The 25,790-nt window shown below is 72.9% G+C and carries 2 protein-coding genes; both read right to left on the reverse strand.

Features of this window, described 5'->3' with window-relative positions:
- Positions 1-6: 6 nt before the first annotated feature.
- Positions 7-870 (reverse strand): type VII secretion system-associated protein, encoded by an 864-nt coding sequence (locus tag AC0B61_RS12945; RefSeq protein WP_471740699.1) that lies wholly within the window; start codon positions 868-870, stop codon positions 7-9.
- Positions 871-934: 64 nt separating this feature from the next.
- On the reverse strand, positions 935-25,717 hold the full coding sequence (locus AC0B61_RS12950) for a scabin-related ADP-ribosyltransferase (protein ID WP_471740700.1): 24,783 nt from the start codon (positions 25,715-25,717) through the stop codon (positions 935-937).
- Between the last annotated feature and the right edge of the window lie 73 nt (positions 25,718-25,790).

Consider the following 25,790-nt stretch of genomic DNA (forward strand, 5'->3'; position numbering starts at 1 on the left):
CCGTGGTCACCCGGCCCCTGGTCCGGAGACGGTGGGGATGGCGAGGACGGAGGCCATCGCGTCCTCGACCGCCGGCTGCGGCACGTCCGCCGCCGGGGCCTCCGCGACGGGGGCGGTCCCGTCCGGTTCGGTCACGTCCGGGTCCGCCGGGTCCGCCTCGGCCGGGTCCGCCTCGGCCGTTGCCGGCTCGGCCGTTGCCGCCTCCGGCTCCCAGCCGCCGTGCTCCGCCTCCGCGGGGTCCGGGAGGGCGGGCTCCGCCCCGTCCGGAACAGCGGCAGCGGCGGGGGCAGCGGCGGGGGCGATCGCGCGCAGGGCGTCGGGGTCGACGGTCAGCATGGCGTCCGCGGTCGGGTTGAGCAGGATGCCGTGGCCGGCGGGGAGGCGGTCCAGCAGTTCGCGGGCGTCGAGGAGGACGTGGCCCAGGCGGCCCGCGGCCGCCCAGTGGTCGCCGGCGGTGAAGGCCAGGACGACGGGCGCGCCGGCCGGGTCGACGGCGGTCAGCGGGTGTCCGTCGGGGGTGACGGGGACGGCGACCCGGGCGGTGGCGAGGCGGTCGAGCACGTCCCCGCCCGGGCCGTAGCCGGTGGCGGCGAGCTGCACGGCCTCGTCGACCGGGTCGGTCGGCTCGGCCCAGCCGAGGGCCTGCGGGGAGGGCCGGTAGTCGGGGTTGGGGCGGAACTCCTCCGTCGCGCCGTCCTCGTCCGAGCGCCAGTGCCCGACCACCGCCCAGTCCGGCGGCGCCTGCCCGTCCCCCCAGACGGGATCGACCACGCCGATCCAGTGGTCGGGGGCCAGCCGGGCCGTCTCGCGGACGTGCTCGGGCACCGGAACGCCCGCTGCGGCGGCGGGCCCGCGGTCGACAGTGGTCATCTTCAACTCCGATACAGCGTGGTGGTGCGACAGGTTCGAGTACGGGCGTGGGCACGGCGGGGGTTCACCTCGGCGGGCTCCCCGCTCCCGTGCGCGCGCGCCCGGGCCGGGCCGTCGGGGACGGCCTCGGCGGGTCTACCGTGAACGCGTTGAGCTGCTGGGCGATGTGGTCGGTCAACGAGACGCCCGCCGGCGGCGCGTTCCCGGGGGCACCCGACGGGCCGGACGGACTGGACGGGTTGGTCGGGCCGGACGGGCTGGACGGACTGGCCGGGTTGCCGCTGTCGACGATGGTCGGGGTGTCGTCCGCCGGGGTGATCTCGTCGCTGCCGCCGTGCCCGCCGGCGGTGACGCCCGGACCGACGCCGGCGCCGTCGTCGTGCGGCTGCTGCACCGGGCCGGGCTGGGCGGCCGGAACGGGGCCCGGGACATGGGCCGGGACGGGGGCGGAGCCGAGGAGAGCGTTCAGACGCCGGCGTTCCGACGCGAGGTCGGCCGGGCGCAGTTCCACCCGGAAGGTGTGGTGCCTGTCCCGGGCGAAGTCCAGCAGCCGGTCGCGGATCTCCTCGGCCCGCTGCCGGGAGGGCGGCCCGCCGGGGCCGGCCTCCTGGCCCTCGGGTTGGTGCCTGATGACGACGCGCTCCAGGTCCGACCAGCTCAGCGGGCCGTGGATCTGCGTCTCGAAGTAGCTGTTGGTGTGCACGCCCTTGTCCTGGACGTCGCTGCGCAACGCCGGGTCGTACTCGAACCCGGTCGCCTCGCCGAAGACCTGCCGCACGTGCTGCCCATCGCCCCACAGGAGCAGCGGCAGCAGGTGGGAGTCGGACGTCACGGAGCGGGCTCCCATCGGGCCCAGGGTCCAGGAGTCGTTCGGGGTGTGGCTGACGCGGCCGCGGACGTCCCGGGACCAGTGCAGGGCGAACGCGCCGTAGCGTTCGGCCACGCCGAACTGCTGGAACTCGGAGACCAGCGCCCCGTACTTCGGCAGCAGTTCGACGTCCGCCTGCTCGGGTGCGAACGTGCTCTCGTCGGTGCCGGTGTCCTGGAAGAGCGCGCGGCTCTCGTGGGCGCGGCGCAGGACGGGCGCGTAGCCGAAGTGCTCCTCCACCCCGCCGCGGCGCGAGGGCTGGACGGCCGCCTGGGAGGCGTTCGTCTCCCAGACGTTGCGAAAGCGTCCGTCCCGGTCCGCCAGCAGCACGTCCAGGAGGGTGTGCGGCGTCTCCTCGCTCCCGCCTGGGCGGGGTTCGCCGGAGGTGCCGAAGCTGGTCTGGCGGTTGGCGTTGAGCGGCTTGTCGAGGTGGAAGTTGGTGGCGACGGTCATCGTCGTGCGCAGGTGGTCCTCGACGGTGGTGATCAGCCGGTCGATCGCCTCGGGGGTGCGGAGGTAGTTCGCCGCCCAGGACCAGCCGCCGGTGGCGGTGGTCAGCTTCTCCGTGAGCAGGTCGCGGTGGCGTCCGGCGAAGAGCTCCGCCTTGCGTTCGATCATGACCAGGGCGGCGGCCTGGACGGGGTGCAGCGCCGCCCAGTCCGTGCGGCCGGCGAGCCGGCCCAGGAACGCCTGTTCGTCGTCCGTCCACGGCTTGCGCCCCCCGGCCGGCGCGTTCGGGTCCTGCAGGTGCGCCACCATGTCGAGGTCCCGCTGGCCCGGGATCATCCGCTGCTTGAACTCGGCGTCCAGGGCGCGCAGCTCGATCCCGTGCTCCAGGTCCCGTACTTGGGAGCGCATGAGGTCCAGGCGTGCCCGGTAGTGGTCGGCCTTCCACTGCTCGCCCGACGCCTCGAGGAGCCGGTCGAGCTTGGCCTGGGTCTCGGTGATCTTCGCGTTCCGCGCGCCGCGGGCCGCGGCGAGGTCGCTGCCCTCGCTGCCGAGGTAGCGGGTGAAGCCGATCCTGAGGGCTTCCTGCCGCGTCCGGAGCTGCTTCTCCAGCTCCGCACGCCTGGAGTCGCCGGGCGGCAGGGCGGCCGCCTTGCGCCGCAGCTCGGACATGGCCTTCCAGGCGCTCTTGGCCGGGAACAGGTCCTTGGCGTCGGCGTCGGGGATGCGCAGCGGGTCGTCCAGCGGGTGGCCGACCAGTCCGATGTCCTTCCCGCTGTCCGGCTTCAACTCGATCCGCTGCGACTGGGTGTTCCCGTCGAGCACGGTCGGGGCGGTGCCGTCGTGGTCGTTCGGAGCCTCGGTGACGGTGGAGTGGGTGGCCTTGCCGGTGGGGTGGACGGTGACGAACTCCGGCCGGTCCTGGCCCGCTTCGTGCAGCAGGACGAGCTTGGAGCTGCCGTCCGCCTCCTTGGCGACGTAGGTCTTGCCGGTCGTGGCGTGCACGGTGCGGCCGGTGGCGTCCGCGATCTGCCGCAACCCGTCATGGGACAGGCCCGCGTTGCACGCCTCCAGGACGATCGGCGACTCCTCGGACAGCGCGACCAGGCTGGGGCGGCGGCGCAGCACGCCCCCGAACTCCCCGTAGGAGAGGGACTTGTGGCCCTCCGTGCCGTCGGGGGTGCGCACCGCGACCTTCAACTGTTCGCCGGTGCCGTGCAGGTTCGCGAAGTACGGCTTGGTCTTCGGATCCCACGGGACCTGGACGTCGGCGTCGGCGCCGTCGCGCTCGCCCGGCTTGTTCTCACCCCGGCCGTAGGCCTCCCAGTCGAAGCCCCCGTCCGGGCGCACGGCCTTCTTCGCCGCGAAGTCCGGGTTGGCGACCTGGTGTTCGGCCGTCGACCGCTGCGAGGGGAAGTTCTGGTGCGTCTCGCGGCGCAGCGCGAAGTCCGCCGTGGTGTGGAAGGACCGCCCCACCGTGGCGCCGTCCTCGCCGACGATCGCATGGCTCACCAACGCGCCGACGGTGGACGGCTGGTGGCCACCGTCGCCGGTGTCGTGGATGGAGGCGTTCGCCAGCGTCAGGCCGAGCCCGCCGACACCGCCGTCGCCCTCGTGGTCCTGGTCGTACTGGCCGTACTGGTCCCAGTGCTGGTCCCAGTGCTGGTCGTGCTGCTCGTGCTGTTCCTGGGCAGCGGGGCGGTGGGCGGGCTGGTAGCCGGGGTTGGGGATGAAGGTCACCTGGTGCTCGTACACCCCGGTGTCGCCGTCCAGGCGCGTGTGGTTGACCAGTTCGACGCCGACGATGAACTCGGGCCGGATGCCGCCGGGGAAGGCGACTTCCTGTTCGGCGTCGGCGAGTTGCCGGTTCGGGAACGTGGCACGGACGTCGATGCCGCCGGGGGCGTCGATCAGGTAGCGGTGGACGGTGCCCCAGCCGGGGCTCTGGTGGGTCGCCGAGCGCGTGGTGCTCACGAAGATGGAGTCGGGGTTGTCGAAGAGGTAGGTCTCCAGGTTCGGGTAGCGCTCGGCGTCGCGGGGCCGGAACCCGTGCTCGAACACGTGGAGGTAGTCCCGGGCGCCGTTGTCCCAGCGGTACAACAGGCTGGTGTCCCAGCGCCAGCGCAGCGGGGTCACCTGGGCCCCGGCGCCCCCGGCGTCGGAGTCGGAGTCGGAGTCGGAGGCGTTGGCGGTCTCCTCGGCGGCCAGCTGCGAGTCGAGGTCGGCGAAGAGGCGGTCACGGTCGAACCCGGTGACCGACGCGTCCCAGTACTCCCCCTCCTCGGGGTGCCAGGGACCGGCCCCCAACTGGGACTGCTCCCACCCGGGCACGAACGGCTGGCCCGCCCCACCGTCCAGGTAGCCGACCGCGACATTGCGCTCTCCGAGCACGGCGAGGGCGTGGTCGTCCAGCCAGAAGCCCTGCGGCTGCTCGTGCTCCTCGTCGTGCCCGGTCCCGTCGTACTGGTCGCCCGGCCCGGCCTCGTCGTACGGGTCGCCGACGTGGCCGGCACCGCCGGCGTCGAAACCCGCGTCGGAGTCGGTGTCGCTCCAGTGGTCGTAGGCGCCGCTGTCGATGATGTTCGGGACGTTCTCGTGCTGCTGCTCCGCATGCGGCTGGACGGGGGGCAGGACGCCGGCCAGGCGGCGCAGCACCGGCGGCGCGTCGGCCTGGCGCAGTTCCACCGTGAAGGTGTGCCCCTTGTCCCGGGCGAAGTCCTGGAGGCGGGTGCGGATCCGTTCGGCCTGTTCCCGGGTGGGCAGCGGCTCCTCGTTCGCCGGGGCGGGACGGGTCGGGTCGGGATGGGTCGGGGTGTTCGGGTCCTGGTGGCTGATGACGACGTGGGCGAGGTCGGACCAGGCCAGCGGGCCGTGGATCTGCGTCTCGAAGTAGCCGTCCATGGTCATGCCCTTGTCCCGCAGGTCGTCGACCATCTCCTGGTCGTGCCGGAACCCGGTGGCCTCGCCGAAGATCCGTTGGACCAGCTTCGGTTCGCCCCACAGCAGCAGCGGCAGCGGGTGGGAGTCGGAGGTCACGGAGCGGGCCCCTGCCGTGCCGAGGGACCAGGAGTCGTTGGGGGTGTGGGTGACGCGGCCGCGGATGTCGTCGGACCAGTGCAACGCGAACGCGCCGTAGCGCTTGGCCACGCCGAAGGGCTGCAGTTCGGAGACCAGGGCGCCGTACTTCGGCAGCAGGGCGCGGTTCTCCTGCGCGGGTTCGATCCTGCTCTGTTCGGTGACGGTGTTCTGGAAGAGCCCGCGGCTTTCGTGGGCGCGGCCCAGGGCGGGCGCGTAGCCGAAGTGCTCCTCCACGCCGCCGCGGCGTGAGGGGACGATCGCCGCCTGGGAGGCGCCCGTCTCCCACACGTTGCGGAAGAGTCCCTTGTCGTCGGAGAGCAGCCGGTCCAGGAGGGTCTCCACCGGTTCCTGGTTCCCGTCGCCGTGGGGCTCGCCGGACGTGCCGACGCTGGTCTGGCGGTTGGCGTTGAGCGGCTTGTCGAGGTGGAAGTTGGTGGCGACGGTCATGCGGGTGCGCATGTGCTGCTCGACGTCGGCGATCAGCTGCTCGATCTGCCCGTCCCCGCGGGGGTAGTTCGCCGCCCAGGCCCAGGAGCCGGTGGCGTCCGTCAGCTTCTCGGTGAGCAGGTCGCGGTGGCGCTGGTCGAAGAGCATGCCCTTGCGTTCGACCAGGACCAGGGCGGCCGCCTGGACCGGGTCCAGGGCCGTCCAGTCGACGTTCTTGGCGGCGAGCCGGTCCAGGAGCGTGCGCTGGTCGACTGTCAGGGTCTCGCGGTGCGCGGCGTGCGTGGCCGGGTCCTGCAGGTGCGCCACCACTTCGAGGTCCTTCAGGCCGGGGACCATCTGTTGGGTGGGCTCGGCGTGGAGGGTGCGGCGTTCGATCTCGTTCCGCAGTTCCCGGGCCTCGTACTCCAGTGCGTCCCGGTGGGCCCGGCGGTGCTCGGCCTCCCAGCCCTGGGCGCCGGGCGAGGCCTCGTCCTGGCTGCGGAGCCGGTCGATCTCCTGCTCCCGCTGCCGGAGCGAGGCGGCGAGGTCGCTGCCCTCGCTGCCGAGGTAGCGCTGGAAGCCGGGCCGCAGGTTGTCCTGCACCCGCTGGATCCGGCGCTCCAACTGCGGGCGGCGGGGGTCGTCGGACGGCAGGGCGGCCGCGTCGCGCCGCAGGTCGGCCAGTTCCTTCCACCGGTCCGCCGCCGGGAAGGGGTCCTCGACCTTGGGGCCGGGCGTGCGCAGAGGATCGTCCAGCGGGTGGTCGACCAGTCGCATCTCGGTGGCCTCCCGCTGCGGTTCCGTGGCGGGCTTGCTGTGGCGGTTGCCGTCGAGCACGGTGGGGGCGGTGACGTCGTGGTCGGGTCCGTGGGGCGCGGTGACGGTGGCGCCGGTCTCCTTGCCGGTGGGGTGGACGGTGACGAACGCGCCGCGGGCCTGGCCGGGTTCGTGGAGCAGGACCAGTTTGGTGGCGCCGTCGCTCTCCTTGGCGAGGTACGTCTGGCCGGTCGTCGCGTGCACGGTACGGCCGGTGGCGTCGGCGATCTGCCGCAGGCCCTCGTGGTTCAGGCCCGCCTTGCAGGCCTGCAGCACGATCGGCGCGTCCTCGGGCCGGGCGGACAGGCTCGGCCGGCGGCGCAGCACGCCCCCGAACTCCCCGTAGGTGAGGGACTTGTGGCCGTCCGTGCCGTCGGGGGTGCGCACGGCGACCTTCAGCTGCTCGCCGGTGCCGTGCAGGTTCGCGAAGTACGGCTTGGTCTTCGGATCCCACGGGACCTGGACGTCGGCGTCGTCACCGTCGCGCTCACCGGGCTTGTTCTCGCCGCGCTGGTAGGCCTCCCAGTCGAAGCCGCCGTCGGCGCGGACGGCCTGCTTCGGCGCGAAGTCCGGGTTGGCGACCTGGTGTTCGGCGGTCACCGCCTGCGAGGGGAAGTCCTGGTGCGTCTCGCGGCGCAGCTGCCAGTCGGTCGTGGTGTGGAAGGAGCGGCCGACCGTGGCGCCGTCCTCGCCGACGATGGCGTGGCTCACCAACTCGCCTTCGGCCAATGGCTGGTGGCCGCTGTTGCCGTTGTCGTGGATGGTGGCGTTCGCCAGCGTCAGGCCGAGGCCGCCGACACCGCCGTCGTCCCCGTGCTGCTCGAACTGCCCGTGGTGCTCCTGCGGTTCGGCGAAGCGGTGGCCGGGCTGGTAGGCGGGGTTGGGGACGAAGGTCACCGGGTGCTCGTACCACCGGACGTTCGGGTCCTGCTCGTCGTGGTGCAGCGTGATGTCGTTGACGATCTCGACGCCGACGACGAACTCGGGGCGGATGCCGCCGGGGAAGGCGACTTCCTGTTCGGCGTCGGCCAGTTGCCGGTGCGGGAGGGTGGCGCGGACGTCGACCCCGCCGGGGGCGTCGATCAGGTAGCGGTAGGCGGTGCCCCAGCCGGGGCTCTGGTGGGTCGCCGAGCGCGTGGTGCTCACGAACACGGAGGCGGGGTTGTCGACGAGGTAGGTCTCCAGGGCGGGGTAGCGCTGGGCGTCGCGGGGCGCGAATCCGTTCTCGAACACGTCGAGGTGGTCCCGGGCGCCGTTCTCCCAGCGGTACAGCAGGCTGGTGTCCCCGCGCCACAGGACCGGGTTCTCGTCCAGGTCGGCGAAGATCAGGTCGCGGTCGTAGCCGGTGACGGAGGCGTCCCAGCCGGGGAAGCCTTCGAGCTGCCAGGGCCCGGCCAGCACGACGGGCTCCTCCCCGCCGGGCACGAACTCCTGGCCCGCGAGCCCGGCCTGGTAGTCGACCTCGACGTTCTGGTGCGCGAACACGTCGAGGAAGTGGTCGTGCAGTTGGACGCCGGGCGGCAGCTCCGACTGCCCGTGGTGCCCGGTGCCGATGAGCGCGCCGGCGCTGGAGCCCGCACCGGAACCGGTGTCGGAGCCGGAGTCGGAGTCGGTGTCGCTCCAGTTCGCGTAGGTGCCGCTGTCGATGATGCTCGGGACGTCCTCGTGCTGCGGCTGCTGCGGGTGCTGCTGCGGGGCGGGGGGCAGCAGGTCGGCCAGGCGGTTGAGCACCGGCGGCGCGTCGGCCCGGCGCAGTTCCACCGTGAAGGTGTGCCCCTTCTTCTCGGCGAAGGCGCGGAGCTTGGCAGCGATCGCCTCGGCCCGTTCCAGGGTGGGCAGGGGGTCCTCCCGCCGGGTGCCGCGCCGGGTGCCCTGCGGCTGCGCCGCGGTGTCCGGACTCCTGTGGCTGATGACGACGCGTCGCAGGTCGGACCAGGTCAGCGGGCCGTGGATCTGGGTCTCGAAGTAGCTTTCGGTGGTCATGCCGCGGGTCAGCATCTCCTCGCCGAGGCCCGGATCGTGTTCGAACCCGGTCACCTCGCCGAAGACCCGTCGGACCATGTGCGGGTCGCCCCAGATGAGCAGCGGCAGCAGGTGCGAGTCGGAGGTCACCGAGCGGGCCCCGGCCGCCCCCATGGACCAGGAGTCGTTGGGGGTGTGGGTGACGCGGCCGCGGATCTCGTCGGACCAGTGCAGCGCGAACGCGCCGTAGCGCAGCGCCACGCCGAAGGGCTGGAGTTCGGAGACCAGGGCCCCGTACTTGGGCAGCAGGGCGCGGTCCTCCTTCGAGGGGGCGACCACGCTGTCGTCGGTCTCGGTGTTCTGGAAGAGCTCGCGGCTTTCGAACTTACGGCCCAGGGCGGACGCGTAGCCCATGTGCTCCTCAATGCCGGCGCGGCGCGAGGGCTGGACGGCCGCCTGGGAGGCCCCCGTCTGCCAGGTGTTCTTGAAGCTCCCGTCCTTGTCCGCCACCAGCCGGTCCAGGAGGGTCTTGGGCTTCCTGCCCCAGGTGCCCGGGCTCCAGGAGGACTTGCCGAAGCTGGTCTGGCGGTTGGCGTTGAGCGGCTTGTCGAGGTGGAAGTTGGTGGCGATGCTCATCGTCGTGGCCATGTGGTGCTCGACGGCGGTGATCAGCTGCCCGACCGTCTCGGGGGTGTCCCGGGGGTAGTTCGCCGCCCAGGCCCACTCGCCGGTGGCGGCGGTCAGCTTCTCGGTGAGCAGGTCGCGGTGGCGCTGGTCGAAGAGCATGCCCTTGCGCTCGGCCAGGACCAGGGCGGCCGCCTGGACCGGGTCCAGGGCCGTCCAGTCCACGCGCTTGGCGGCGAGCCGCTCCAGCACCGTGGCCTGTTCGGCGGTCAGGTGCCGGCGCTGGGCGGCGTGCCTGTCCGGGTCCTGGAGGTGCGCCACCACTTCGAGGTCCTTCGGGCCGGCGATCATCCGCTGCTTGAACTCGGCTTCGAGGTCGCGGCGGTGGATCTCGGCCCGGAGTTCCCGGATCTCGTGCGCCAGCACGTCCTGGCGCACGCGGCGGTGCTCGGCCTGCCATTCCTCGACGTCGGGCGAGGCCTCGTGCTCCTCCTGGAGGCGGACGCTCTCCTGTTCGCGCTGCCGCAGCGAGGCGCCGAGGTCGCCGTTGTCGCTGCCGAGGTAGCGCTGGAAGCCCGTCCGCAGGGCGTCCTGCCCCTGCCGGATCCGGCGTTCCAGCTGGGCGCGGCCGGGGTCGTCCGCGGGCAGGGCGGCCAGGTCGCGCCGCTGGTCGGCCAGGTCCTGCCAGCGGTTCGCGGCCGGGAACGGGTCCTCGGCGGTGACGCCGGGGAAGCGCAGTGGGGCGTCGTCGGGGTGGTCGACCAGCCGGATCTCCCGGACGGAGTACAGCCTTTCCTCGGTGTTCGCCCCGGTGTTGTCCTGGGTGTGCTCCGGGGCCGGCGCCACGGTGATCTCGTCGCCGGTGTCGAGGATGGTCGGCGCGGGCCCGTCCGTCACCTGGCCGGGGTGCTCGGCGGCGGGCTCGGCGGCGGGCTCCGTGACGGAGGGGTGCGGGACGATCCGTTCCAGTACCGGCGCGTGGTCGTGCCGGCGCAGGTGGACGGTGAAGTCGTAGCCGTTCGCCTGCCGGTGGGCGAGGAGCCGGTCGCGCATCTGCCGGGCGGTCTCCGCCGTGGGCAGCGGCCCGGTGCGCAGGTCGGCCCGGCGGCCTTCGGGGAGGTGGACGAGGGTGACGCTGTGCAGGTCGCGCCAGTGCAGGTCGCCGTGGATCTGCGTCTCGAAGTAGTCGAAGCTCTCCATGCCTTCGGCCAGCATCCTGCGGCCGAAGTCGGTGTCGTGCTCGAAGCCGGTGGCCTCGCCGAACACCCGCCGCACCAGGGCGGCGTTGCCGTGGTTGAGCAGTGGCAGCAGGTGGGTGTCGGAGGTCGCCGAGCGGGCGCCCATCGCGTCCCCGGCGAAGGAGTCCTTCGGGGTGTGGGTGACGCGGGCGCGGACGTCGTCCTTCCAGCGCATGATGCCGCTGCCGTAGCGCACGGCCACGCCGCGCGGCTGGAGTTCGGAGACCAGCGCCCCGTACTTGGGCAGCCGGGCCGCCCCCTGCGGTTCCGGGTGGAACGCGCTCTCCTCCGTCCGGGTGTCCTGGAAGAGGTGGGTGGTGGCGGGGTCGCGGCGCAGCGTGGCGGCGTAGCTGAGGTGTTCCTCGGCGCCGCCTCGGCGTGAGCCGTTGCTGTCCCCCTGGGTGTTCCCGGTCTGCCAGAGGTTCTTGAACGTCTGCTTGGGGTCGGTGTCCTGGAGCAGCAGGTCGAGGAGGGTCCTGGGCGCGGGGCCGGGCTGGGGGGCGTCGCCGCCGGTGGCGCCGAAGGCGTGCTCGCGCGGGCCGGCGCCGGGCGGCTTGTCGAGGAAGAAGTTGGTGGCGACGAACATGGTGTCGCGCATGTGCTGCTGGACGCGGTCGATCAGGGTGTCGAGGGCCTGCTCGGTGTCGCGGGGGTAGCTCGCGGCCCATGCCCAGTCACCCTGGGCGTCGCGCAGGTTCTGCTTCAGTTCGGTGCGCTCGCGGTCGGCGAACTCCAGGCCCTTGCGCTCGGCCAGGACGAGGGCCGCCGCCTGGTCCTCGCCCAGCTTCTTCCAGAAGTCGAAGGGGCGGCGGGGATCGGCGGTGAGCTGGTCGTACAGCTCGTGGTCGTGCTCGCTCCACTCGCGCGGCCGGTCCTCGCGGCGGGTGGCGTTGCGGCGCAGGTGCTCGACCATCTCCAGGTCGCGGGCGCCGGGCACCATGTCCTGACGGGCGGTCGGCGCGAGCGGGTCGGCGGCACTGTCGGTGTCGCGCGGGTGGCGCACCAACGGCATCCGGGTGCCGGTGGGCGGCTCCTCCCCCACGTCGAGCACGTGGGCGCTGCCCTCCTGGGCGACGACGCGGCTGTCCGTGGCCTCGGTGACGGTGACGGGATCGTGCTTGCCGGTGGGGTGGACGGTGACGAACTCCGGCCGGTCCTGGCCCGCTTCGTGCAGCAGGACGAGCTTGGAGCTGCCGTCCGCCTCCTTGGCGACGTAGGTCTTGCCGGTCGTCGCGTGCACGGTGCGGCCGGTGGCGTCGGCGATCTGCCGCAGGCCCGCGTGGTTCAGGCCCGCGTTGCAGGCCTGCAGCACGATCGGCGCGTCCTCGGGCCGGGCGGACAGGCTCGGCCGGCGGCGCAGCACGCCCCCGAAGTCCGCGTACGAGAGGGACTTGTGGCCCTCCGTGCCGCCGGGGGTGCGCACGGCGACCTTCAACTGCTCGCCGGTGCCGTGCAGGTTCGCGAAGTACGGCTTGCTCTTCGGATCCCACGGGACCTGGACGTCGGCGTCGGCGCCGTCGCGCTCACCCGGCTTGTTCTCACCCCGCTGGTAGGCCTCCCAGTCGAAGCCCCCGTCCCCGCGCACGGCCTTCTTCGCCGCGAAGTCCGAGTTGGCGACCTGGAGTTCGGCGGTCGCCGCCTGCGAGGGGAAGTCCTGGTGCGTCTCGCGGCGCAGCTGCCAGTCGGTCGTGGTGTGGAAGGAGCGCCCCACCGTGGCACCGTCCTCGCCGACGATCGCTTGGCTCACCAACTCGCCTCCGGCGGACGGCTGGTGGCCGCCGTCGCCGGTGTCGTGGATGGAGGCGTTCGCCAGCGTCAGGCCGAGGCCGCCCATGCCGCCGTCGCCGTCGTGGTCCTCCTGGTTCCAGTGGTCCCAGTGCTGTTCGTGCTGGTGCTGGGGGACGGGGCGGTGGTCCGGGCGGTAGCCGGGGTTGGGGACGAAGGCCACCGTCTGCTCGTACTGCCCGTGCTCGTTCAGGTGGGTGCCGTTGACGATCTCGACACCGACGATGAACTCGGGGCGGATGCCGCCGGGGAAGGCGACCTCCCGTTCGGTGTCGGCCAGTTGCCGGTGCGGGAGGGTGGCGTGGACGTCGATCCCGCCGGGGGCGTCGATCAGGTAGCGGTAGGCGGTGCCCCAGCCGGGGCTCTGGCGGGTCGGCGAACGCGTGACGCTGACGAACACGGACTCCGGATTGGCGTCGACGTAGGTCTCCAGCGGCACGTACGTTTCGCTGCGCCGGGGCGCGAACCCCTGCGTGAACACGTCGAGGTAGTGCCGGCCGCCGTTCTCCCAGCGGTACAACAGGCCGAAGTCCCAGCGCCAGCGCACCGGGGTCGTGCCGGCCGCGGCGCCCCCGGCGTCGGAGTCGGAGTCGGAGCCGGAGGCGTTGGCGGCCTCCTCGGCGCTGAGCTGCGCGTGGAGGTCGGCGAAGATCAGGCCGCGGTCGAAGTCCGTGACCGACGCGTCCCAGGGCTCTCCCTCCTCGGGGTGCCAGGGCCCGGCCCCCAGCTGGGGGTGCTCCGGGCCGGGCACGAACGGCTGCCCCGCCCAGCCGGCCTCGTAGCGGACCACGATGTTGTGCGCAGCGAGCATGTCGTGGACGTCCTGGGGGAGTTCGAAGCCCTCGTCCACGGGCTCACCGCCGTGCTGCCCCTCCTCGTGCTGGGTCCAGGACTCGTCCGAGTCGCTGTCACTGCTGCTGTCACTGCTGCTGTCACTGCTGCTGTCACTGTCGAAGATGGTCGGGGCGTGCTCTGGTGCCGGGGTGGTCTCGTCGCCGTGGGGCGCGGCGGGGTGCGGCTGCGGGGCGGGGGCGGGGACCGGCGCGGGAACCCGGACGTCCTGCGGGCGGTTGATCCACGGCAGGGTGCCGGCCGGGCGCAGTTCCACCGTGAAGGGGTGGCCCTTCTTCGCCGCGAACGCTTCGAGCTTGGCGGCGAGCTTCTCGGCCCGCCGCTGGGTGGGCAGGTGCTCCTGGCCCCGGGCGGGGGGCTGGTCGCTGTTCTCCCGGTGGCTGATGACGATGTGGCGCAGGTCGGACCAGGCCAGCGGGCCGTGGATCTGCGTCTCGAAGTAGCTGTTGGTGTCCATGCCCTCGCGGAGCATCCGCTCCCCGAAGTCCGGGTCGTGCTGGAAGCCGGTCGCCTCGCCGAAGACCCGTTCGACCATGGGCCGCTCGCCCCACAGCAGCAGCGGCAGCATGTGGGAGTCGGAGGTCACCGACAGGGCGCCCTTCTCCCGGGGCGTCCAGGAGTCGTTGGGCGTGTGGGTGACCCGGCCCCGGATCGTGTCGGACCAGTGCAGTGCGAACGCGCCGTAGCGCTGTGCCACGCCGTACGGCTGCAGGTCGGAGACCAGCGCCCCGTACTTCGGCAGCACGGTGCGGTCGCCCTTGGTGGGCGCGAACCGGCTGTCCTCGCTGCCGGTGTCCTGGAAGAGGTCGCGGGTGTCGTGGCTGCGGCGCAGAGCGGGCGCGTAGCCCATGTGCTCCTCGACGCCGCCGCGGCGCGAGGGGACGACCGCGGCCTGTGAGGCACCGGTCTCCCAGGCGTTGCGGAACAGGCCCTGCCGGTCGGCCATCAGCTTGTCCAGCAGGGTCTTCGACTTCCATCCCCAGCTGCCGAAGCTGCGGCCGGGCCCGTCGGGGCCGGCCTGGCGGTTGGCGTTGAGCGGCCGGTCGAAGTGGAAGTTGGTGGCGACGTACATGGTGCTGCGCATGTGCTGCTCGACGGCGGTGATCAGCTGCTCGACCGCCTCGGGGGTGTCCCGGGGGTACTTCGCCGCCCAGGCCCACTCGCCGGTGGCGGCGGTGAGCTTCTCGGTGAGCAGCACGCGGTCACGCTGCTCGAAGGCCATCGCCTTGCGTTCGACCATGACCAGGGCGGCGGCCTGGACCGGGTGCAGGGCGTTCCAGTCTACGCCGGAGCCGGTGAGGCGTTCCAGGAGCGCCGGCGGGTGGTCCGCCGCGTTCAGCGGGTTGTTCGGCGGGTCCTGGAGGTGCTTCACCAGGGCGAGGTCCCGCGCGCCGGGGACCATCCGCTGCTTGGACTCGGTGTCCAGGGCGTGGCGGTCGAGTTCGGCCTGGAGTTCGCGCACCTCCAGCTCCAGGGTGTCCAGTTGCCGCCGGTGGTGCTCCTCCTGCCACGTTCCCGGGGGCGGCGTCTGCGTACGCAGCTCGGTGATCCGCTGCTCGCGGGCCTGGGCCGCGGTGGCGAGGTCGCTCCTCTCGTGGTCGAGGAAGGTCGTGAAGTCCGAGCGGAGCCTGCTCTGGGCCCGGTCGAGCTGGCGTTGCAGCGCCCCGCGGTCGGGGCTGTCCTCGGGCAGGGCGGCCATCCGCTCGCGGAGGTCGGACAGGTTCCCCCACCCGGTCGGGAACGGGTCGGTGGCGTCCGGGCCGGGCATGCGCATCGGAACGTCGAGCGGGTGGTCGGCCACGCGCATCGGTGCGCCGGTCGGCGGCTGGTCGTTCCCGTCCCGGCCGGCCGGGGCGGTGGTCTCACCGTGCTCCGGCAGGACGGTGATCTCGTCGTTGGTGTCGGTGATGACGGGACGGGTGGAGGCGTTCTCGTCGCTCGCGTGCGCGGCGAGGGTCTCGGTGGGGTGGGCGGCGTTGCCCGTGTCCTTGCCGGTGGGGTGGACGGTGACGAACTCGCCGCGGGTCTGACCGGGTTCGTGGAGCAGGACGAGCTTGGTGGCACCGTCCCCGTTCTTCGCGACGTAGGTCTTGCCGGTCGTCGCATGCACCGTACGGCCGGTGGCATCGGCGATCTGCCGCAGACCGGCGCGGTTCAGACCCGCGTTGCAGGCCTGCAGCACGATCGGCGCGTCCTCGGGCCGCGCCGACAGACTCCCCCGGCGGCGCAGCTCACCGCCGAACTCCCCGTACGACAGGGACGCGTGGCCCTCCTTGCCGTCCGGGGTGCGCACGGCGACCTTCAACTGCTCCGGGCTGCCGTGCAGGTTCGCGAAGTACGGCTTGCTCTTCGGATCCCACGGGACCTGGACGTCGGCGTCGTCGCCGTCGCGCTCACCGGGCTTGCTCTCACCCCGCTGGTAGGCCGCCCAGTCGAAGCCGCCGTCCCCGCGCACGGCCTTCTTCGCCGCGAAGTCCGGGGCGGCGACCTGGTGTTCGGCGGTCGCCTTCTGCGAGGGGAAGCTCTGGTGCGTCTCGCGGCGCAGCTGCCAGTCGGTCGTGGTGTGGAAGGACCGCCCCACGGTGGCGCCGTCCTCGCCGACGATCGCGTGGCTCACCAACTCGCCCTCGGTGAAGGGCTGGTGCTGGTCGTGGCCGTTGTCGAGGACGTTCGGGGTGTCCTGCGCGGCCGGGTCCACCGCGGTCTGGCCGGCCGGGACCGGCGGCGCGGCGGCCGGCTGGCGGTGGTCGCCGCCCGGGCCGGAGCCGGCCTCGGGGTCGTGCTCGGAGTCGTGGCCGTGGTCGGAGTCGTGGCCGGTCAGGTCGTCGGACGCCAGGTCGTCGAGCGACCAGTCCCCCACCAGGTGCTCGTCCGGGAACCGCTCGTCCGGCGCCACGTCCCTGCGCAGCTCGTGCTCGGTCAGCGGGGCGAGGAAGCGGTAGCGGTGGTAGGTGTCGTTGTAGGCCAGGTCCGTCCCGGCGAGGTTCGGGTTCGCGCGCTCCTCGGGGGTGAGGCTCTCGGAGAACAGGTGGGAGCCGGTCATGATCTCGTGGAAGGTGTGGTCTCCCGACTCCAGCATCCAGCCGAGCAGCCCCAGCCTCAGCAGCTCGAAGTCGACCGGGCCGCCCCCGATCCTGGCGAGCGTCTCCTGCCCCTTCTCCGTCTTGACGAGTTCCTTGACGGCCTGGAGCATCCCGAAGGCCGTGCCGGAGGTGCCGCTGACGACCAGCCCGCCGCTGTCGTGGGCGTCCTGCTGGAACTTGGAGCCGAGCCGGTAGTGGAAGGACTTGGAGCCCGGCTGCCAGCCCAGCCGGCCGTCCTTCTCCACCGCGCTGTACCACTCGCCCCGGCCCAGCGGCGGGTTCACGTCGAAGGGGTGGAGGTCGGTTTCGAGGATGCGCTTGGCCTGGCGCTCCGCGGCCTTCTGCGCGGCCTCGACCACCCGCTTGCGTTCCCACTCCTCGATCCGCCGGCTCCGGAGTTCGGCGTAGTCGTCCCGGATCCGGTCGATGAGCGGGCCGTACGGTTCGTCGGTGCGGAACTGTCCGAAGGGCACCGGCTGTTGGGTCTCGTCGGCGGGCGGCTTCAGCAGTTCCCCGTAGACCCTCTTGATCTCCGCGGTCAACGGGTTGACGACCTCGGCGCCGATGTCGTGGCGGTCCACCCGCTCCTGCTTGAGCTGCTCCGGGCGCGGCAGTTGCCGCTGCCGTACCAGCTTGGCGAAGTGGTTGGAGGTGTAGCCGTTGTAGAGCAGGGCCATGCGCTCGCGGAGGTTGCCGCCGTCGACGACCTCCTGGAGCATGTGCCGGTCGGTGCCGACCATGCCGGTCGTGCCCGTGCTCCTCGAACCGAACTGGGCCTTGTCCTTGTCGGTGGTGCTCAGCTGCCAGGCCAGGTCCACCACCTTCTTGACCTCGCGCCGGACGTCCTCGCGTCCCAGCAGGTGGGTGGCGAGCCGCCGCTCGAAGGCCTCGGCGTGCTCCAGGTAGCGGATGCGCCTGAGGTCCTCGGGCGAGGCGGGCGGGGCGGATTCCAGGGCCTCGCTCGTCGGGACCGGATCCGGCGTGCGGGCGGGGCCGGACGGGTCCTCGCCGCGCGGGTGCTGCAGGGCCTTGTCCTGGTGCGCCTTGATCAGGTAGCCCTCGAACTCCGGGACGAAGTCCTCGGTCCGGTAGTGGTTCCAGACCGACGCGCCTTCCTTCACCTTCAGGCCGGCGATCCGCAGACCGCTCTGCTTGTCCGCGGACTGCGCCCCTTCCCGGATGAGGCCCTCGTAGAAGCCGGGGTGGAACTTGAACTGCGTCCCGTCGGTGAGGAAGTCGTACTTCTTCAGCGTCTCCGGGACCTCCTTGGCCGTCCAGTCCTCGGTGATGTTCTTCACCTTCAGGCCCGTGGCCTTGCGGGAGAGGAGGAACTCCATGACCACCGGCAGGCCGGAGAGGGAGTCGCTGTAGGTGGCCGCGTGGTCGAAGTCGTGGCCCGTGTAGAGCCCCGGCCCCAACTGGGCCCAGTTCTCCTTGTTCTTGACCGCGCCGATCTTGCCCTGGAGCAGGTACCCCCGCAGCGTCCAGGCATCGGTCACCCGGAAGACCGGCTGCCCCGGATCCAGGGTGACGACGACCATGTCCGGCTGGACCCGCCCGGCCAGCTCCTTCGCCACCTTCGGGTCGACGGGGCCGCCGGTCTCCACCGCCACCGGTCCCCGCACGTCGGGGCGCAGCTCCGAGTAGTGCGCGGCCAGGCCCTTTCCGGGGTCGCGGTAGACGTGCACCTCGCGGCCCTGCGCGCGGGGGTTGAACTCGGTGCGGCCGTTGCCCTCGTGGACCACGAGGTGGATGCCGAGGGCGTGGGCGACGATGGCCGGCGCCTCGACGTAGAACGAGGTGTTCCACAGGGACCGGTTGCGCAGCCCCAGGTCGAACAGGTCGCTCATGCGCAGGTTCCCGAGGTCGCTGCCGGACAGCGTCGACGGCTGCTTGTCCCCCGGGTTGCGGTACACCTGCCAGGTCTGGGTGCGCTCGTGCGGCTCCAGGCGGTTCTCGGGCCGCTGGCCGGCGGCGTCGGCGTTGTGGCGCAGCTGGGCGCCGGCGTCGCTGCGGAACCACTGGGACGCCAGCTCGCGCAGGCCGTGGACGGTGAGGTCGCCGTGCTCCCAGCCGCCCAGCCGGCGGGCGCCGGCGAGGACGGCGTGCAGCAGGCAGTCGCCGTCGCCCGGCACGCTGACGACGTGGTAGAGCTGTCCGCCGTCCAGCACGTTCACGCGCGACTCGTGCACCGGGGCCGGCGCGTTCGGCGCCTGGCTCTTGCCGGCGGGGCCCTCCCCGGCGTGGACGGCACCGGTGTGGGTGGCGCCGTTCGGCGGGAGCAGGGCGCCGGGGCCCTCGGTCTCCTGGTGCGGCCCCGTCAGCGTGGTGTCCGTCTCCGGGTGGGAGCGGTACTGCTCGTGGGTCAGGTCGCGCAGGACCGGGCCCGAGTGCAGGACGTCCTCGATCCGCTGCAGGTGGCGGGGCAGCACCGTGAAGTCGTCCCGGTGGGCTGAGGTGCCCATCACCCCGTTCTCGCCCGCCCACCGGTCGCGGCGGCGCAGCGCGAAGGCGTCACCCGGCTTCGTCGCCGGTTCGACGTACTCGTCCGGCAGGCCGAGGAAGTGCAGCAGTTCGTGGAGCAGCACGCCGGGCGGGCTCTCGTCGGACCAGTTGAACTGGTCGCTGCGTTCGCGGCCGGGCAGCACGGTGACCGTCTGGTGCGCGTCGGCCGCGCTGTGCACGCCCTCGACCCGCAGGTGCACCTGGTCCCCGCCGGGCAGGTGGAAGCGTTCGTTGAACCGGTCGCCGACCACCGTCCGGGCCCGGTCGAGCATCCGGGCGGCCTCGTGCGCGGGCAGCGGGCGGCCGTCCGGTGCCTGCAGGTGCAGGCGCAGGGTGAACTCGGTGACCCAGTGCCCGGGTCGGGCCTCGAAGCGCCGCGCGTCGTAGCTGATCGTGGTGTCGGCGCCGTGCAGCCCGCCCAGGCTCTGCTGCCGGGTCTCGTACTGGTCGCGCACCCCGGGGCCGGCGATCGCGCCCGGGCCCGCCTGGCCGCGCACCCGGGGGTCGAAGCGCACCGTCTCCATTCGCGCGGGCGGCGCGAGGGTGCGGATGCCGGCCCAGGACGAGGCGGGCAGCACCGCGCCCGGGCCCTCGGACGGCGCGACCGGGTGCGGAGCCGGGACCGGGTGCGGGGCCTGGACCGGGGCCGGGGACGGCGGGGGTACGGAGGCGGGGGCCGCTGGCGCCTGGGCGTTCTGGACGGGCTGGGCGTTCTGGGTGTTCTGGGTGTTCTGCTGCTCCTCGGTCCGCTGGCGCGGGGTGAGGGGCACGGTCATGCCGTTGAAGATGATGTCCCGGCCCGCCGACATGACGACGAACTCGTCCTCACCGCCGAAGATCGGAGCGGTGAGGTCGCCGTACCGGCCCTGCAGGTGTGTCCCGAACACCCGGTGGATCGGGACGGTCTGGAGCATGACGTAGAACGGACCGCTGTCGGCCGTGCTGTGCGGCTCCTTGAACGGCGACAGCAGGCTGAACGACTCGGCCGACCCTCGCCGGATCGGCATCGGCTGACCCATCTGCCGGTCATCGCTGCGGGTGACGTCGTCGATGTACAGCTGGCTTTCCAGCCGGAACAGGGTGACCTGCCCGGTGTCGCGGTTGACGTTGGGCAGCTCCGTGGTCCTCAGGAACTCGTAGGTGAAGACGTGCTGGGCCACCAGGCTGCGGACGTAGCCCTGCCCGTACGCGATGTCGTGTTCGGCGCCGAGTTTGCGCCACTGGTACTCCGCTTCCACCCCGCGACCGGGGCGGAAGTGGGCGAACATCAGCTTCGCGCTCAGGGAGGACCCCTCCCAGGATCCGCCGCCCTGGGTTCCCTCCCATTCCGAGATGTAGCCCGGATGCCCGCCGGCTTCGTCCTTCAGCCACTTGTAGAACGCGTCGGTGGCGCCGTTGCTGCCGCGCAGCGGGCCGCCGTCGTGCTCCCTCGGTATCGGGCCGTTCGGGACCTCGTAGGCGGTCAGCAGGCGGAATCCCGACTGCTCGCCCCCCTCCAGGATTTGCGGGTGCTGTTCGAACAGTCGCGTCGGGAACAGGCCGGGCACCGCACTGGCGCGCAGCCGCATCTGCAGGTGGAGGAACTCGCTGATGTAGGCGGGCGACCAGCCGTCGTCCGCCAGTACGGCGTGGGTGTCGAGCAGCACCTGGGCGGCCTCGCGGTCGGGGCCCTGGGCCTGGGTGTCGTGGACGACCTCCACGGCCCGGTCGAGGATGCGCCGCAGCCGGGTCTCGATCAGGCCGACCGCGTGCTGGAAGAGTTCGTCCGGGTACTCCGGGAGGTCGGGCCTGTCGCCCTCGCTGGGCCACGTGATCAGCGTGTGGTCCTGGATGTGGAACTCGGGAAGCCGGTCCCGGGTGCGCCACAGCTGAGCGGCCTTGAACGAGCCTTCCGGCAGGGGCTCGTCGGGGAGGTCCAGCACCGAGCCCGGCTCGGGCTCGGGCTCGGGCTCCGGCTGGGGCTGGGGCTCCGGCTGGGGCTGGGGCTCGGTGATGTGGGTGGCCTCGGTGGCCTCGGTGATCTGGGTCACCGCATTCGTGGAGGCAGGCGATTCGTCGTCCGTTCCGCCGGTGCTCCATTCATCGTCCGAGTCATCCGTGTGCCTCGGCGGGGCCTGGGCGGGCGTGCGCTGCGCCACCGGGTGGACGGGCGCCGGGGCGCCGGGCGCCTGGCCGTGGTCCTCGGCGGCCTGGCTCTCCTTCCGGGCCACCTGTTGGCGGGCCTGCTCCCGCACCAGCGGTCCGGTCTGCTCGGTCCGTTCGCCCTTGGGGGTGAGGGTGTCCGGGCGGAGGTCGTCCTGCTCGACGAGGTCGTGGCTCTCCGGGCGGTCCCTGCCCGGCTTCGGGTCCAGGGCCGGCTTGGTGTCCGTGTCCCGGGGGCGGACGAGCGGGCCCGCCGGGGTGAGGGGCCCGGGTACGGGGGTCGGCTCGGGCTCGGTCTCGGGCTTCGGCTCGGGCTCCGGCTCGGGCTCCGGCTTGGGCTCGGGCTCCGGCTTGGGCTGCTCCTCGGACGGGCGGCGGCCGAAGACGTTCTCGTTGGCCGCCTCGTGGCCGCGCCAGTGCTCGCCGTTCAGGTCCTCCGGCCCCCAGTGGTCCTTGTAGGCGTCGAAGAACTCGCCGCCGTAGCGGATCTTCAGCTCCTGGACCGCCTCCTGCGACACCTTGCGGCCCTCGGCGAGGCGGTCGTAGCCGGCGGCGGCGTGCTCGCGGGCGGGCAGGACGGCACGCTCGAAGGCCACGTGCAGGTCCAGGCCCTCGGTCAGCCGCTCGCGTTCGCGGCGCCACTGCTCCAGCCGCTCGGGCAGGCCCGCCTTGTGGTCGGCGCCCCCGTCGCGCAGCAGGGAGCGGAAGTTCTCCTCGAACGCGGCGCGGATCCGCTCGGTGTAGCCCTCGCGCACACGCCGGGCCGCGGCGGTGGACGGCGGTTCGGAGCCCTCGGTGCGGGTGCCGCGCGCGGGCCGGCCCAGAGCCATCTCGACCGCGGCGGCCGCGCCGCTCCCGTGGTCGGCGGTGTCGGCGGTGTCGGGGCCGCCCAGGTCGTGCGGGACCTTGGTGCGGGCAGTCTCCTCGGCGACGCGCAGCGCCTCCTCGCGGGCGCCGTGCAGGGCCAGCAGGCGGTTGACCTCGGCCGGGTCGGTCAGCCGGTCCAGTTCCTTCTTGAGCCCCTCCGGGTCGCGGTCGGCGGCGGTGTGCTCGGTGACCGCGCGGTCGGTGAGGCGGGCGAGGTGGGCCCGGGCGGCGGCCACCGCGCCGGCGGACGGGCCGTCGGCCAGGCCGAGTTCGCGCAGCGCCTCGGGGCCGAACTGCTCGGGGGCACTGGTCTTCCACGCCCCGGCCGCGTCCTCCACCGCGTCGATGGAGCGTTTCAGCACGGCCTCGCGGACCGCCTGGACGGTGAGGTCGTGGGACAGCCCGCTGCGGTGGCTGTCGAAGAGGTCCTGGAAGTCGGCTGCGAGCCGCTCCCTTCCCCGGTGGGTGGGGTCGACGACGTCGAGGTCGTCGCCGTTCTCGTCCTCGATCGTCAGGAACGTGTCCTCGTCGCGGCGGCCGGCGCCCGGCTCGCTCTCGTCGGCGCCCAGGGCCGTGCGGTCCTGGTGGGGGCCGTGGAACGCGGCGAGCCGCTCCCGCATGGCCTCGGCGATCTGGTCGCGGGCCTCCTGCGACACCCGGGCGTCCTCGGGCACGCCGACGGCGTCCAGCAGCGCGCGGTCCGACTCGGAGAGGTCCTCCCGCTTCCAGTCGGCGTGGGCCTGCTCCACCGCCGGGTCGATCCGCTCGGTCTGCGCGGCGCGCGCCTGACGCACGTCCAGGTCCCCGGCGGCCCGGCGCAGCCGGCGTTCCAGCGCCTGGGTGGCCTGGGCGTTGCGTTCGGGGGTGAGGTCGGCGCGGGTGGCGTACAGCTGGGCGATGTCGCGTTCGGCGTCGGAGCGGAAGCGTTCGGACGCCTCCTGGCGGATTTCCGCGCGGAGGTGGTCGCCGCCGGTGGCCGCCGGGTCGAGGCCGCGTTCGGTCAGCAGGTGGTCGAAGCGGGTGACGGCGATGCGCAGGGCGAGTTCGCGGGCGCCGGCCAGTTCCAGGCGGTCGGCGGCGCCGGCGAGGATCTCCTCCCGCTCGTGCGGGCGGGCCTCGATGTCGGTCTGCAGGTCGGCGGCGGTGCGGCGCCACGCTTCCGTGCCCGGGCCGGTCAGGGCGCGCAGTTCCCGGGGCAGGTCGGCGTGGCCCTCGATCAGGTGTTCCTCGACCTCGCCGTGCAGGGCTTCCCGCGCCTCGGCCTCGGCGAGCACGGTGTCGTGCCGCTCGGCGAGGTCCTGCTGCTTGTCGTGCCAAGCCGTGCGCCGCTCGTCACCGGCGGGCGCCTTGGCGTGCTCGGGGGCGTCGACGCGGTGGTAGGCGTGGCCGGAGGGCGTGTGGGAGGTGGTGGGGACGGGGACGGGCGGGCCGTCGGGGTCGTGCGGATCGGCGGGGCCGTCGGGCTTGGGGCCGCCGGGCTTGGGGTCGCGGGGCGGGGTGGCGGGCGGCACGGGGTGCTGCGGGTCGGGGTTCTTCGGGTCCGGGCCCGACGTGTCCGGGCTCTTCGGGCCGGGGTTCTTCGGGTCGGGGTTCTTCGGGCCGGGGCCCGGCGAGTCGGGGCCCAGCACGTCGGGGCCCTTGGGGTCCGTGCCCTTGGGGTCCGGACGGTTGGGGTCGGGGCGGTTGGGGTCGGGGCGGTTGGGGTCCGGGTGGCCGGGCGTGGCCGGCGCCGGGGTGTCGCCGGGGCCGCCGCCGCTGGTGCGGAGGGGGGACGACCCCGGGCCCGTGCTCCGGTCGCCGCCGCCCGCGTGCGGCTGCTGCTGCGACTGCGGACTGGTGTCCGTCCCCGGCCGCACGCCCGCTCCCCCCGGGCTCTTGGGCTCGTGCAGGGACGGTTCGGTGTGCTCGTCGACGACCGTGGGGCGGCGCGCCGGGCCGGGCTTGGGCGCCTGCGGCTGGGGCTGCGGCTTCGTGCTGCCGCCCTGGCCGTTGGCGTCCGCGGACGCCGTCGCGGTCTTGCCGCGGTCCCCTGCCCCGGGGTTCTCGGGCCGGGTGCTGCTGGCTCCGGGGTTGTCGGGCCGGGGGTTGTCGGGCCGGGGGTTCTCGCCCCCGCCCCCCGGACGGGGCTTGGGCACGGGCGAGGGGGCGGTGGCCTCCCGGTTGCCCGGGGCCACCGGGGAACCGGAGGACGAACCGGGCGCGGACGTCCGGTCGTCGCCCCGGGACTGCGTCTCGACCGGCCGCACGGGGGCCTTCGGATCCCACCCGCCGTCGACCGAGGAGTTGTGGCTGGTCTTGCCCTTGGGGTCGGCGAGGACGCCGTCGCCGTTCTCCTCCGGGTGGTGGCTCCCGGAACTGAGGACGGACCCCAGCGAGCCGGCACCCGACGTGATCGGGGCGCCGTCGCCGCCCGACAGCCGCGTCCCGGCGATCTGGTCGATGTGCCCGGGGCGGCGGGGCACCGGGAACGGCGCCGAGTGGCCGCCCATGTTGCTGATCACCGCGAGGAAGGTCAGCGGGTGGAGGTAGCCGTAGTGCTCGCCGTTCTCCTCGTTGATGCGCGAGCTCTCCAGGCCGCGGACGAAGTCGGCGTACCGCAGGGTCAGCGGCGAGGCCAGCCCCATGATCATGTGCCGCATGCCGCCCATCATGAAGCCGCCGAGGAAGCTCATCCCGCTGGCTTGCCACTCGCCGTTGTAGATCGTGTTGTAGATGCCCTCGGTGAGGTACTGGTTGATGCCCGACTCGAACTGGCTGCCCAGGACGTGCCCGAGGTGGAACATCTTGTTCATCTTGTTGATGCCGCCCGCGAGTTCGGGCATCTTCTCGGCCAGCAGCTTGAGTTCGGGGCTGAGCGCGACCTTGCCGCCGTCCTTGGCGAGGTTCTCCAGGCTCTCCTTGAGCGCTTCCCGGCTGCTCTCCTTCATCACCGTCTTGAGGGAGTGCTCGGCGAACTGCTTGCCGATCTGCTCGCCCATCTCCCGGGCGAACTTCTCGCCGATCTCCTTGCCGAGTTCCTTCTCGAAGAGCTCCCCGAGCTGGCGCACGAACTTCTCGCCGGTCGCGGCGCCCACCTTGCGCCCGGCCTTGAAGCCCTTGGACAGGTACTGGGCGTTCTCCTTCAGGAGGTTGGAGATGCCTTGCGCGAACCTCTCGGCCGCCTCGTTCCCGAGCAGGTGGCCCAGGCCCTCGCCGGCCTCCTTGCCCGCCCCCTTGCCCGCCCCCTTGAGGGCGCCGGCCGCCGCCCCCTCGCCGAGGTCCTTGCCGATCCCCTTGAGGGCGCCGGCCGCCGCGCCCTCGCCGAGCCCCTCCCCGAGCCCCTTGCCGATGCCCTTGAGGGCGCCGGCCGCCGCGCCCTCGCCGAGTTCCTTGCCCGCGCCCTTGAGGGCTCCCCCGGTGATCCCCTTGATGACGTCGTTGAGCGCGCTCTGCACGAACAGCTTGGCCAGGCGGGGGCCGAGCAGCTTGCCCAGGCCCAGGCCCAGCAGGTTCAGCGGGCCGCCGATCGCGCCGCTGATCGCGCCGAAGATCGCCGCCTGCTTGGTGAGGTCCTTGTCCCACTCGTGGCGGTCGCCGTGCTCGAACTGGATGCCCTGGATGATCGCGTCCAGCATCAGGCCGCCGACGATGCCGCCGAAGGTGTGCATGGCGATCAGCTGCGCGAGCTTCTTCAGCAGCTGGATGAGGAATTCCCTCGTCAGGATCTTCTGCCACTCCAGCTGCACCAGGGAGGCGCCGCCGGTGAACACGGACCAGGCGATGGCGAAGGCGATCTCGATGATCAGCTGGACGAGCTGGCCGATCGCCATCCACTTGGTGTACTCGACGGTGTTGGCGACCTTGCCGGCCAGTTCGGCCAGCTGGGTGCAGAGGCTGGCGGCGTTGCGCAGGGGGTCGGTGGCCGGGTCCGCGCTGGTGAACTGGCCCCACTCCTTCTGGAAGGCCTTGGCGGCCTCGCCCTCCATCCTCGTGTTGCAGGTCTGCACCGCGTCGAGGATGTACCCGCTCAGCTTCGGCAGGTCCTGGGCCAGCGCGACGTAGTCGTCCCGGACGTCCCGCAGCAGCCCCTCGTCGCTCTCCGGCCAGGGCATGCCGCTGATGATGTGGAAGAACTGCGCCACACCCGGGGAGACGTGGATGGACGAGTGGGACATGGCGCAGGGCCTCCGGGGGCGGGACTGGTGGTACGAAGCTGCGGGGCGGGCGGGCTCAGGCCCTACCGAAGGT

This window comes from Kitasatospora sp. NPDC023385, assembly GCF_055664045.1.